Origin of the sequence: Psychrobacter sp. FDAARGOS_221 (genome assembly GCF_002313155.2) — a bacterium.
Classification (GTDB): domain Bacteria; phylum Pseudomonadota; class Gammaproteobacteria; order Pseudomonadales; family Moraxellaceae; genus Psychrobacter.
Genome location: NZ_NWFK02000001.1, coordinates 929,872 through 942,121, shown reverse-complemented (window position 1 = coordinate 942,121; position 12,250 = coordinate 929,872). Strand labels below are relative to the sequence as shown.

9 protein-coding genes are annotated in these 12,250 nt (G+C 43.5%); 5 read left to right on the top strand and 4 right to left on the bottom strand.

What is annotated here, in order from left to right:
* Positions 1–970 precede the first annotated feature (970 nt).
* The 4 genes from betB to A6J60_RS03870 all read left to right on the top strand — a co-directional run bounded on the left by betB (position 971) and on the right by A6J60_RS03870 (position 7,198).
* Positions 971–2,482 carry a betaine-aldehyde dehydrogenase gene (betB, locus tag A6J60_RS03885; RefSeq protein WP_096064818.1) on the top strand — a complete coding sequence of 504 codons (1,512 nt, stop codon included), beginning with the start codon at positions 971–973 and terminating at the stop codon, positions 2,480–2,482.
* A 230-nt stretch (positions 2,483–2,712) separates the two neighbouring features.
* Entirely contained in the window at positions 2,713–4,401 is a 1,689-nt protein-coding gene (betA, locus tag A6J60_RS03880) for a choline dehydrogenase (RefSeq protein ID WP_096064817.1), read from the top strand.
* Between the two features lie 258 nt (positions 4,402–4,659).
* Complete coding sequence (gene betT, locus A6J60_RS03875) at positions 4,660–6,675, top strand: choline BCCT transporter BetT (RefSeq protein WP_096064816.1); 2,016 nt, start codon at positions 4,660–4,662, stop codon at positions 6,673–6,675.
* Between the two features lie 181 nt (positions 6,676–6,856).
* A complete protein-coding gene (locus tag A6J60_RS03870; RefSeq protein WP_096066459.1) occupies positions 6,857–7,198 on the top strand; it encodes a DMT family transporter in 342 nt (113 codons plus the stop codon).
* 57 nt (positions 7,199–7,255) lie between these two features.
* On the opposite strand, the gene A6J60_RS03865 is transcribed toward A6J60_RS03870, so the two are convergent.
* The 4 genes from A6J60_RS03865 to A6J60_RS03850 form a co-directional block, all read right to left on the bottom strand.
* Positions 7,256–8,017, bottom strand: a complete 762-nt coding sequence (locus A6J60_RS03865; protein ID WP_096064815.1) for an ATP-binding cassette domain-containing protein — start codon at positions 8,015–8,017, stop codon at positions 7,256–7,258.
* 152 nt (positions 8,018–8,169) lie between these two features.
* Complete coding sequence (locus A6J60_RS03860) at positions 8,170–9,192, bottom strand: iron chelate uptake ABC transporter family permease subunit (RefSeq protein ID WP_096064814.1); 1,023 nt, start codon at positions 9,190–9,192, stop codon at positions 8,170–8,172.
* Positions 9,193–9,207: 15 nt separating this feature from the next.
* Positions 9,208–10,260, bottom strand: coding sequence for an ABC transporter permease (locus tag A6J60_RS03855; protein ID WP_096064813.1), 1,053 nt, complete (start codon positions 10,258–10,260; stop codon positions 9,208–9,210).
* Between the two features lie 114 nt (positions 10,261–10,374).
* The gene (locus A6J60_RS03850; protein WP_096064812.1) at positions 10,375–11,472 is read right to left on the bottom strand and encodes a siderophore ABC transporter substrate-binding protein; all 1,098 of its coding nucleotides are present in this window, start codon (positions 11,470–11,472) and stop codon (positions 10,375–10,377) included.
* Positions 11,473–11,789: 317 nt separating this feature from the next.
* Between A6J60_RS03850 and arsC the strand changes: the two genes are divergently transcribed.
* Positions 11,790–12,197, top strand: a complete 408-nt coding sequence (gene arsC / locus A6J60_RS03845) for an arsenate reductase (glutaredoxin) (protein ID WP_096064811.1) — start codon at positions 11,790–11,792, stop codon at positions 12,195–12,197.
* Positions 12,198–12,250: the final 53 nt, after the last annotated feature.

The following is a 12,250-nucleotide window of genomic DNA, read 5'->3' as shown; positions in this document are numbered from 1 at the left end:
AAACATTGTTAAATCATACCTAACAATCACGTTATAAAGCTATATTCTTAATGCAGGTTATCAATTTAGGGTTAATAAAGCATTACTTGATACCACATCTTAAATATAGTGTATCTCTCAGGTCTTAGCAAACCCTTTAATTTATTGATATGCAGTCTATTTGTTAATATTCATTTAACCCTATTTTCTATCATTTTAATATTAAATTAATTACAATTTTTCGATTAATTTAATCAATCCATAAAAGTTATTTATAGCGAGTAGTCAGAATAATAATAAATAGGATGATATAGTAGTCTATTAAGTAAAAATTAATTAAGAAAAGCGTAAAATATATCGATAAAAATGCTAAATATTATGTTTTATATGACTATACGGTAGAGGTGATAAACGGTATAGAAAGAATTTGGACTACCATTTTTTAAAGTATTTGTTATAATAAATGAACAATAGTTGGCTGTATAATTTGCTACTATGTTGAAAAATAAAGAATTATTAAGTTGAGAGCTACCTGATAAGTAAAATTGAGTTTGCTTTGCGGTTGGGCTCTTTTTTTATCCCCAAAATAAGCCAATGGCAAACCTCTATTGTTTAGATTTTTTATTAACTCATGAGTGTTATGGCTGGCCTATTGGCAATGTTACTCAGCTATTGAGCAGTCATTGAGCTGTGAGTTAAGCGTTTATAAGACGGTTGGTGTTTGATAGTTATTGCCGGTCACGTAAATGATAGGTGAATAGCCGACTAGACATTACGAATTGTACGAATGGTTGGATTTTAGACCAATCGTCCTAATTTAATAGTTTTAGCACCTGATTAAATGATTTTAGTGATTGAGTGAAATATGAATGACTCATTACTAGCGTATTTTAATCAGCATCCGAATTACCGAATAAGAATTTTGTAAGCAACCTGCTCTTCGTGATGTTGAGTATGTGGTGTTGTTTTCTTTTGATTTAAGGAGCTCGTTATGGCCAATACATATCAGTCTAATATTAGCGAAGGTAAGGTTAAATATGACTCAGTGCAGACGGCGTATATCAATGGCGCTTATTTGCCTGTTGATGAGTCGCTAACCACATTTGATACCGTTAACCCTGCGACAGGCGAGGTTGTGGCGAAGATTCAGCAAACAACCAAAGAACAGGTTGATGAGGCTGTAAAAGCGGCGCAAAAAGGTCAGAAAATCTGGGCAGGTATGACCCCAGTTGAGCGTGGTCGTATTTTGCTAAAAGCGGTGGATATTCTGCGTGAGCGCAATGATGATTTGGCAATACTTGAGACTTATGAGACCGGTAAAGGTTTGTCTGAAACCAAAGCGGTCGATATCGTCACTGGTGCTGATGTCATTGAATATTATGCAGGCTTAGCGCCAGCATTAGAGGGTCGTCAGATTCCATTACGTGAGACAAGCTTTGTCTATACCCGTGAAGAGCCACTGGGCGTGGTAGCTGGTATTGGTGCTTGGAACTATCCAATTCAAATCGCCATGTGGAAATCAGCACCAGCTTTAGCAGCAGGTAACGCCATGGTGTTTAAGCCATCGGAGGTGACACCACTGTCTGCATTAAAACTTGCTGAGATTTATTCAGAGGCGGGCTTGCCAGATGGTGTGTTTAGCGTAGTACAAGGTAACTATGAAGTCGGTACAGCGCTGACCAATCATCCAGACATTGCGAAAGTGTCATTCACCGGTGGTGTCGATACCGGTAAGAAAGTGATGGAAGCAGCGGCTGGCTCATCGCTTAAAGATGTGACGATGGAGCTGGGCGGTAAATCACCACTGGTTATCTTTGAGGACGCCGATATCGATATGGCGGCAGACGTTGCAATGATGGCCAACTTCTACAGCTCAGGTCAGGTATGTACCAACGGTACGCGTGTGTTTGTACCGAATTCTATCAAAGAGAAGTTTGAGCAAGCCATTGTTGAGCGTGTTAATCGCATCAAGATTGGTGACCCAAGGGATGAAAGCGTCACTATGGGTCCAGTGGTCAGCTTCAAGCATATGGACAACGTCTTAAGCTATATCGAAGACGGTAAAGCCAGCGATGCTAAATTGCTGTGCGGCGGTGAGCGATTAACCTCTGGTGAGTTTGCTAAAGGGGCTTATATCGCGCCGACCGTATTTACAGATTGCACAGACGACATGCGTATTGTGCGTGAAGAAATCTTTGGTCCAGTCATGTCAATCTTAGGTTATGACACTGAAGAAGAAGTCATTCGCCGTGCCAACGATACCAATTACGGCTTAGCTGCAGGTATCGTGACCAAAGATATCACCCGTGCACACCGCGTTATTGCTCAGTTAGAAGCAGGTATCTGCTGGATTAACACGTGGGGCGATTCACCTGCACCAATGCCAGTGGGCGGCTACAAACACTCAGGCGTTGGCCGTGAAAATGGCGTGCAAACCTTGAAACATTACACTCAAACCAAATCGGTTCAAATTGAGCTGGGTGGCTTTGAATCTGTATTTTAAGGCGTTCATTTAGTGTAAGGCGCTAATACTCACTGTGTTACCACTGCATTGAGTATCCGGTAACACAGTACTTAGCGCCTTTTTTATGTCACTGTTTTCTTCGTTTGGACGCTCAGAGTTTAGCGCTCAAAATATTGTTAGACGCTCAAACGATGAGTGTAGTGAATGAATGACGTATGTTTTAAAAATGACTCTGCTGGTTTAAAAGGGTCGCTTAAAAGGACAGGATTATGACATCAGTAAAATCAAAATTTGATTATATTATTGTTGGCGCAGGATCAGCAGGTAACGTTTTGGCCACGCGCTTAACGGAAGACGCTGATACTACAGTACTGCTACTTGAAGCAGGGCGTCCCGATCACCGTTTAGACTTTCGTACCCAAATGCCGGCTGCGTTAGCGATGCCATTACAAGGCACGACTTATAACTGGGGATATAAAACTGACCCAGAGCCTTATATGAATAACCGTGAGATGGACTGCGGCCGTGGTAAAGGCCTGGGCGGCTCATCACTGATTAACGGCATGTGCTACATCCGTGGTAATGCGCTTGATTTTGATGATTGGGCGAAAATTGAAGGTCTAGGAGAGTGGTCGTATCTTGACTGCTTACCGTATTTTAGAAAATGTGAAAACCGTGATGCGGGCGAAAATGACTATCATGGCGTGGGTGGTCCGGTAGAGGTGACAACGTCTAAGCCGGGTGTAAACCCTTTATATGAAGCTATGATTGAAGCGGGGGTGCAGGCAGGTTATCCACACACTGAAGACCTAAATGGCTATCAGCAAGAAGGCTTTGGTCCGATGGATCGATTTGTGACGCCAAACGGCCGCCGTGCATCGACTGCTCGAGGCTATTTAGATAAAGCCAAACCACGTAGCAATATTACTATTTTAACCGGTGCACTGACTGACGTTATTTTGTTTGATGGTAATCGTGCCATCGGTGTCAAAGTTGAGCATCAAGGTGAAACCAAGACCTTCCATGCCAGTCGTGAGGTTATTGTGTCATCAGGTGCGATTGGCTCACCTCAGCTATTACAGCGCTCAGGTATTGGTCCTGCGGAATGGCTTAACGAGCTAAATATTCCTGTTGTCAAAGATTTACCGGGTGTGGGTAACAACCTACAAGATCACTTAGAGCTTTATTTGCAGTACGAATGTAAGCAGCCTGTGTCTATTGCCCCTGCCAATAAATGGTGGAACAAGCCAGCGATTGGGGCAGAGTGGTTATTTATGGGAACAGGTCTGGGTGCCTCGAACCAGTTTGAGGCAGGTGGGTTTATTCGTACTCACGAAGAGTTTACCCATCCAAACGTGCAGTATCACTTCTTGCCATTGGCGGTTCGTTATGATGGCCGTAGTGCGGTTGATGCGCATAGTTTCCAAGCACACGTTGGGTCACTACGCTCACCAAGCCGTGGCCGCGTGAAGCTAAAATCACGTGATCCAAATGAGCATCCAAGTATCTTGTTCAACTACATGTCAACCGAGCAAGATTGGCGCGAGTTTAGAGAGGCGATTCGTGTGACTCGCGAAATAATCGCTCAGCCTGCTATGGACCCATATCGCGGTAAAGCCATTTCGCCGACAGAAGATATTGTCACTGACGAGCAGCTTGATGAGTTTGTACGTGAACATGGCGAAACGGCTTATCACCCATCTTGTACTTGTGCGATGGGGTATCACGATCAGGCGGTTGTTGATGCCGAAGGTCTGGTGCATGGCATGGAAGGGCTACGTGTGGTAGATGCCTCTATTATGCCAAACATCATCAGCGGTAACTTGAACGCGACGACGATTATGATTGCTGAAAAGATTGCCGATAAGATGCGCGGTAAGAAGCTACCACGTTCGACAGCGGACTATTATGTAGCAGATGGTGCGCCAATTCGCGGCGAGCCGATGCGTGCTGTTTAATTAGCTTCCGCTGATAGCTATTAGTATCGGTTGATAACTGTTTTACCGTTATTTTAGATGGTCTGCTATTTAGATTTAAGGCCACTAATTTGACTGCTATTTGTAATTTGTAGTGCTCAGAGCATTTGAGCCTCATTTTAGGCGGCGTTGCTTGCCATTGTTAACTCTATTTTGTTGTGCTGGTTTTGTGGAAAAGAGGCCAGCAGATGATGAGTAAGCAACCGCTATTTTTTTATTTTCAATTTTTGAGGAATTTACATGAACAGTTCACCCTCAGGAGACATGGAAGAGACCCCTGAAGTCTTAAGTGTGAATAAGACGGTGTTTATTGGCTCTGCTATTGTCTCTATCTTACTTATCTTTTGGACAATCGCCTTTCCAACCTATAGTGAAAATCTATTAAGCACTGCTATGACGTGGGTATCAGACGGTTTTGGCTGGTACTACATGCTAGTGGTTGCAGCTTATAGTATATTTTCCCTATTCGTGGGAATGTCACGCTATGGCGACATTAAGCTTGGTCAAGACCACGAAAAAGCGCAGTTCCCATTCTTAACGTGGGCGGCGATGTTATTTTCAGCAGGTATCGGTATCGACCTGCTTTTTTTTGGCGCATCAGAACCGTTAATGCACTATTTAACCCCGCACAGTGGGCTCACACCTGAAAGTGCACAAGCAATGCGTGAAGCCTTGCCTCAGACGTTCTTGCATTGGGGTCTGCACGGCTGGGGTATTTATGCCTTGATTGGTATGACCTTAGCTTATTTTGCGTACCGTAAAAATATGCCATTGGCACTGCGCTCCGCATTGACTCCTATATTTGGTGAACGATTAGTCAAAGGCTGGCTTGGTGATAGCGTTGATACATTTGGTGTGGTGTGTACCTTAATGGGTATCGCAACCAGCTTGGGTATTGGTGTGCTGCAGGCAAACGCAGGCTTAACGCACGTGTTCGGTCTGCCAGACAGTAAGACGGTTCAAAGTGTGATTATTATCTTAGTTGTCGTTGCAGCTGGTTTGTCAGCGATGACTGGTGTTGAAAAGGGTGTTCGCCGTTTGTCAGAGTTCAACATGATAACTGCGACCATGCTGTTAATCGCTATTTTGCTCCTAGGTAACACCACGCACCTGCTTAATGCCTTTACTCAAAACGTGGGTGATTATTTCCAAACTGTTGTCGCCAAAACATTTGATGTTTATGCGTATGAAGGCGCAGCGGGTGCCGAGTGGAAGTCATGGTGGACTATCTTCTTCTGGGCATGGTGGGTTGCTTGGGCACCATTTGTGGGTCTGTTTATTGCGCGTATTAGCCGTGGACGTACGCTACGTGAGTTTGTATTTGGTGTGATGTTTATCCCGCTAGGCTTTATCTTTGCTTGGTTCTCAATCTTTGGTAACTCAGCGATTGACTTCGTCGCTAATGGCGCAACAGAGTTGGGCGAAATTGCGATTAATAACGCTCCTATGGGTATGTTTGCCTTATTTGAGCACTATGCGTTTAGCAGCATCTTATCATTTGCAGGTGTTATCATCGGCCTAGTATTCTTTATTACCTCTGCTGACTCAGGTGCTCTAGTACTGGCTAACCTAAGTTCAAGAGGCTTAACCAGTGATGCAGATGCGCCAGTTTGGCTTCGTCTATTCTGGGCAGCAGCGACGGGTTTGATTACATTAGGCTTATTGTTTGCCGGTGGCTTTACATCACTACAATCAGTGTCTGTTATTGCCGGTCTGCCTTTTTCTGTCATCCTAGTGATGTACATGATTGCCATGTGGAAGTCACTTAAAGAAGAGGGCAACAAGCGTAAGGCAAATGCTGTTGATACCGCGAACGTACTTAATAACGGTAAAAGCTGGAAGGCGCGATTACAGCGTATTGTTAGCTTCCCTAACAAAAAGCAAGTACAACGCTTCTTGGATAATGTGGTGTTGTCAGCTATGCAGGAAGTGGAGTCTGAGCTAAACACTGAAGGCTTAAGCACTCAGCTTATTGAGCGTACTGTTCAAGATGGCGGCTTTGAAGGCTTGCGATTAAAAGTGGGTCATGGCACCGAAGATGACTTTATTTATGATGTGTGCCTAGTCAGAGCGGAGCGTCCTAACTTCACCTTAGCAACATCAAGTAAGCAAGCTGAATATTACTATCGTGCTGAAGTGTTCTTAAATGAAGGTTCTCAAGAATACGACTTGGTAGGTTACACAAAAGAGCAAGTATTGGTGGATATCTTAAATCAATACGAGCGTCATATGCAGTACCTACACTTAGGGCGTTAATTTTTAACTGACTAACATTCTAATTATTCTTGGATTAAAAAACGCACTCTTATGATTAAGGGTGCGTTTTATCTTTCACTGTATTAGTTTTAAGTTTTAAAGATAAAAAATTAACACGGCACGCTATTTGAATAACGTCTTAGTGTGTTAAATTATGGCAATTCGTCATGAGGGCTTTTATATGTCACCAACTGTGGTCGCTTACCTCTACCTAGTCTGTGCCATAACCTTTGAGATTATCGGCACTACTTTTTTGGCAAAGTCGCAAGAATTTACACGGCCATTACCGACGCTTGCTTCTATTGTTTTATACAGTATATCCTTTTATTTATTGACCAAGACGCTACGAGTCATACCACTAGGTATCGCTTATGCGTTGTGGGGCGGGATAGGTATTTGCTTGACCGCATTGGTTGGTTTGGTGGTATTTAAACAAGCCATAGATGGACCAGCTGTACTGGGTATCGGTCTTATCGTCGCAGGTGTGGTGGTGTTAAATCTGTTTTCATCGAGTATTGGTTAGCACTTTATTAACCACAAGCATACGAAATCAAGTTAAGATAAGTTTGGCTAAGCTAGTCTAGTCTCTACTATCAATAATTACCGGATAGCCATTGTGTTCAATCACGGTGGCTTTCACCCCATATAAATCTTCAATGGTATTTTGAGTCAACACATCAATGGGCTGGCCGGTTTTAATGATTTTACCTGATTTCATCATGACTACCGTATCGGCAAATTGTGCTGCCTGATTTATATCGTGAATGACAATAACGATGGTCTTTTTATCGGTATGCGCCAGTTTGCGCAGCGCACGCATCAGTCTGCCTGAATGATACATATCCAAGTTATTTAATGGCTCATCAAGCAGCAGATAAGGTGTGTCTTGACAGACAATCATAGCGATGAGGACACGCTGTCTTTGCCCGCCTGATAAGGTGGCGATATCGCGTTGTGCCAATGACTGCAGCTCAAAGCGCTCGATAACTTCTGCTACTTTTTGGCGATCAAGTTCAGTGGGGCGTCCTTGGTGATAAGGATAGCGACCAAACATTAACAGCTCAGCGACACGCAATCGGCCTTGGATTTCATTACTTTGGGCAAGAATGGCCACGGTTTTGGCCAGTATTTTGCTACTGCTGGTAGTGATGTCAATGTCGCCAAAATGAATGCTGCCGGATTGAAGGGGTTGCAAGCGTGACATGACACTAAACAAGGTTGACTTACCGGCACCATTGGGGCCGATTAAAGCAATGACTTGCTCATCTTCGAGACTAAGATTGATATTGTCTAAGATCAGATGAGAGTCAATATGATGGCTAACGTTTTGAAGAGTAATCATAGTGTTATCAGCTTAAGTCGTCAGTTTGGGTAGTCGATCGTTTATTACCACAAGGTCGTTATGAGAGTTTGGTTGCTCGAGCGCTGGTTTGCTAAGCTCAATAGTATGGGCTATTAATAGTGTGCGCTATTAAAAATGCTAATCAAAATAGCCTAAGCCAACTGCTTACGATATTGCTTTAAAATTAGCGCAATAAATACAATACCGCCTAACAACTCAATCACTACAGCCAATACGCCGGCCATGCCAAGTACCTGCTCAAATAGAGCTTGCCCCAATACCAGACAGATAATAGACACCAGGCTGACCAGTACCAAGCGTTCGCTGTGATACATGCTGCGGCTAATACGATTGGTCAACGCGCATACTAATAAGCCTAGGAAAATAACTGGTCCAACAAATGAGGTGGCCGTGGCAACCAATAGAGCAATAATTACCAGTAGCTTTAAGGTCAGCGCTTGATAATCAATGCCAAGATTAATGGCATAGTTACGGCCCAAAAGCAGCACATCTATTTGATAGCGCCAGCGCCAAACAAATACAGCACTGATAGCACAGACCGCTAAGCTTACCCACATCATGGTGGTATTAATGGTATTAAACTGAGCAAAGCTGAGCGCTTGCACAATGACAAAATCTTCTGGGCTAATTAAGCGGGCAACCAGATTTGATAAGCTTCTAAATAAGACGCCAAATACAATACCAACTAGAATCAAACGTGATAAAGACTGCTCAGAGCGGGTAAATAATAGGCGAAATAATAATAAAGAGGCGCCAACCATCAGCAGCAGCTCTAGGCCAAACTTCAATAGCGGCTGATGCGTGAAAATATTAACGGTGCCCAAAAAGTAAATCAGAACGCTTTGGATAAGCACATAAAGCGCATCAAACCCAAGTAGCGATGGCGTCAAAATAGGGTTATGCGTCAAGCTTTGAAACAGTAGGGTAGATACCCCAATACTGTAACCGACAATCATGAGCGCAATCAGCTTTTGGCTGCGAAACGGAATCACAAAATCCCAGTTGCCGTGAGCATTGAGACTAATAAACAACACGCAGCTGACCACAGCCAGTAATAAGCTTAAGCACACTGGCTTGGTCCAGACAGCTGAGGGTTGTGGGTCAGCGTCAGTCTGTGCTGAGGATGAGTGTTTAGCAGAAAATATCGCAGTCATAGTCGGCCTCACCCTTTAAGTCCCTTCATTTATTGGCGGTTGCGGTTTAGGCTTGCGTAACAGCAACCATAAGAAGATGGCTGCACCAAACACGCCAAATACAGTGGCAATCGGAATCTCAAACGGATAGTTGATACTGCGACCAATGATGTCGCACAACAGCACCATACTGGCACCGAGTAGGGCAACAGCTGGCAAGCTGCGACGTAAGCGATCACCCATCATACGGCTGATGATATTGGGTACCACCAGACCAACAAAAGGAATGGCGCCGACGGTTACCACAACCACTGAGCTAATCATGGCTACAGTTAATATCACAAACCATATCAAGCTTTGTTTGTTAACGCCTAAATTAGTGGCTATGGCGTCACCCAATCCAACGATGGTCAATTTATCAGCCAATAAATAAGCAATAAAAGCTAAGCCGCCGGTTAAGTAGAGTAGCTCATAGCGGCCAGCCAACACCGAAGAAAAATCACCAAAGCGCCAAATAGACAGCATTTGCAATGACTCTGTCTGAAAGGCCATAAAGGTGGTGACCGCTTCGATAATACCGCCGAATACAATACCGACTAAAGGTACCATCAAGATATCTGTCGCAGGCAAATACTTAATAAGGCGCATGAACACAAACATGCCGGCAATCGCACATAAGGTCGCAAATAGCATTTTACCGAGCAAAGTGCTGGCAGGAAAATACAAGCTAATCAGTAATAGTCCCAGTCCGGCACTTTGAGTGGCGCCAACCATGGAGGGGTCAACAAAGCGGTTTTTTAATACCACTTGTAAAATCATACCCGCAACCGATAATGAGGCACCGGTTAAGATAATGGCCACAGTGCGGGGGAGGCGACTGACCAATAATAGCTGCAAATCATCACTTTGAGACTGCTGGGTGATGGCCTGCCACAGTCCAGACCACGAAAAGTCAGCCACACCCAATGACAAACTCATTAAGATAAGCAGTGCTAATAGCAGCATGCTTAAGGCGTTCAGCAGTAAAGGTGACCGCTTTGTTTTGGGTTTGCTAGGCTTGATGTAAGTGGCTGTCGATGATATTGGCATAGTGGCAACAAACGCTCAGTGATAATAGGGGCTAAGTTTGGGTTTAGATGACTTATATCTGATGATGAATAGCTTATGGCCAATAGTAATGAGTTAGTTTAGCCATAGATCTCATTAATCAGCAGCGACTTTAGGGGCTTTGCTCATCGCTTCAGTCACAGTCTTAGCATCAGTCATCCATTGATAGTAGCCGCCAAAAGCGAGGTAGGCATCTGGGCTTAAATAGACGATGTGATTGTTTTTCCAAGCTTTAGTTTGATGTAGCAATGGATTGTCTAACACTTCTTTTGCTGCCAATCCTTCTTGGCCAATTGCCGCTGATCTGTCCAAAACAAACAACCAGTCTGGATCCACTTTTTGAAGGTATTCAAAAGAAACAGGCTGACCGTGTTTTGAGTCTTCAATAGTGGTGTCAGCAGCTGGAATACCAAATACGCGATGTACAAAGCCTAAGCGTGAGCCCTCGCCAGCAGCAGAGATCTTATTACCGGCAACTGAGATAACCAACCCGTTACCCTTGCCAGCACTGGCTTCTTTGGCCTTAGCAATGGCATCATCGACCTCTTGCTGTAATTTGGCGGCTTGCTCGCTCTTATTAAACAATTTGCCTAAATCAGCTAAGCGCTGCTTGCCCATCTCATAGGTCTGATCGGCCGCTAACGTCATATCAGCAGTGGGCGCCATTTTATTTAGTTCCTCGAACTTAGGTGCCATGCGGCTACCAATTAAGATCGCTTGTGGTTGCAGCGCACTTAAGGCCTCAAGGTTTGGCTCAAATACCGTGCCCACATCAGGACTGTCTGAGCTGACTGCGGCTTTCAAGTTGTCTAGATATAAGTTGCTTGGCGCACCATCGACAGTAATACCTAAAGCGGCCAGATCTTGTAATAAGGTCATGTCATATACTACGACAGGGCTAGGATTAGCTGGTAGCTCGACATCGCCGCGAACACTGTCAATCGTTACTCTGGCATTATTAGCTTGGATGCTGGCTTGCGCGTTGTCATTATTTTGAGTTTGCGCAGTTTCGGCGGCAGTTTCTGTATCTGTGGCACTGTTTTGCTCAGTTTCGGAGCCTTGTGGCGAGCAGGCAGCCAAAGCACTAGTCACCATTAAAGTTAGCAACAAAGACTTGGTTTTTTTAAACGGGCTGATTGAGGTGTGAGCTGTTGAAGGGCTAAGTGTTGAAGAGTTAGATGTTAGGTTAAACATAAGACCTCTCTGGTAGCATCGAATTTGCTAATGTAGATGATAAATTTAAACTATCGGATAGGGCTGATTGTCAAAACAGCTTTAGATGAGTAAAAAGTTTGTTTATAAAATTAAATGTTAAAACCGCTGCTCATCTATTAATATTCATTAAATTTGATTCTTATGATACGTTTTTTAATCAAGAAACAAATGATAATTATTCGCATTAAATTTTGGTAGTGGTTTTTGTTTATTTTTCGTTATAGCTGCTATCATTGAGTTTTCGTAACACAATAAAACTATTTTTAACCCCTGTATGCATCAATAAGGAGAATATTATGACGGTTACTATTTGGCACAATCCAAGATGCAGTACTTCACGCAATGCGTTAGCGTTATTAAAAGCTTCTGGCTATGAGCCTGAAATTGTGGAGTATTTAAAAAATCCGCCGACTGCTGAGACCTTAAGCTCATTACTTGAGACAATGCAGCTATCGGCACGTGACATCATGCGTAGCAAAGAAGCGGTATATAGTGAGTTACAACTGGATAATGCAGAGTTGACAGAGGCGCAGCTGATTGAAGCGATGGTAGCAAATCCTATTTTAATTAACCGTCCTATTGTTATTACGGACAAAGGGGCGGTGTTGTGTCGTCCTTTAGAGCAAATCTATTCAGTATTAGACGATAATGCAGTGGCTGAATTTGAAAAAGAAAATGGTGATATTTTGCGTCGTCCTAATTAGTCGTCATTCTAATTAACCACAAATTTTTAATGGCTTGTTAATGGCCAATATAA

Coding starts and splice junctions, on each gene's coding strand:
- betB (WP_096064818.1), top strand. CDS start 971: ATGGCCAATACATATCAGTCTAATATTAGCGAAGGTAAGGTTAAATAT.
- betA (WP_096064817.1), top strand. CDS start 2,713: ATGACATCAGTAAAATCAAAATTTGATTATATTATTGTTGGCGCAGGA.
- betT (WP_096064816.1), top strand. CDS start 4,660: ATGAACAGTTCACCCTCAGGAGACATGGAAGAGACCCCTGAAGTCTTA.
- A6J60_RS03870 (WP_096066459.1), top strand. CDS start 6,857: ATGTCACCAACTGTGGTCGCTTACCTCTACCTAGTCTGTGCCATAACC.
- A6J60_RS03865 (WP_096064815.1), bottom strand. CDS start 8,017: ATGATTACTCTTCAAAACGTTAGCCATCATATTGACTCTCATCTGATC.
- A6J60_RS03860 (WP_096064814.1), bottom strand. CDS start 9,192: ATGACTGCGATATTTTCTGCTAAACACTCATCCTCAGCACAGACTGAC.
- A6J60_RS03855 (WP_096064813.1), bottom strand. CDS start 10,260: ATGCCAATATCATCGACAGCCACTTACATCAAGCCTAGCAAACCCAAA.
- A6J60_RS03850 (WP_096064812.1), bottom strand. CDS start 11,472: ATGTTTAACCTAACATCTAACTCTTCAACACTTAGCCCTTCAACAGCT.
- arsC (WP_096064811.1), top strand. CDS start 11,790: ATGACGGTTACTATTTGGCACAATCCAAGATGCAGTACTTCACGCAAT.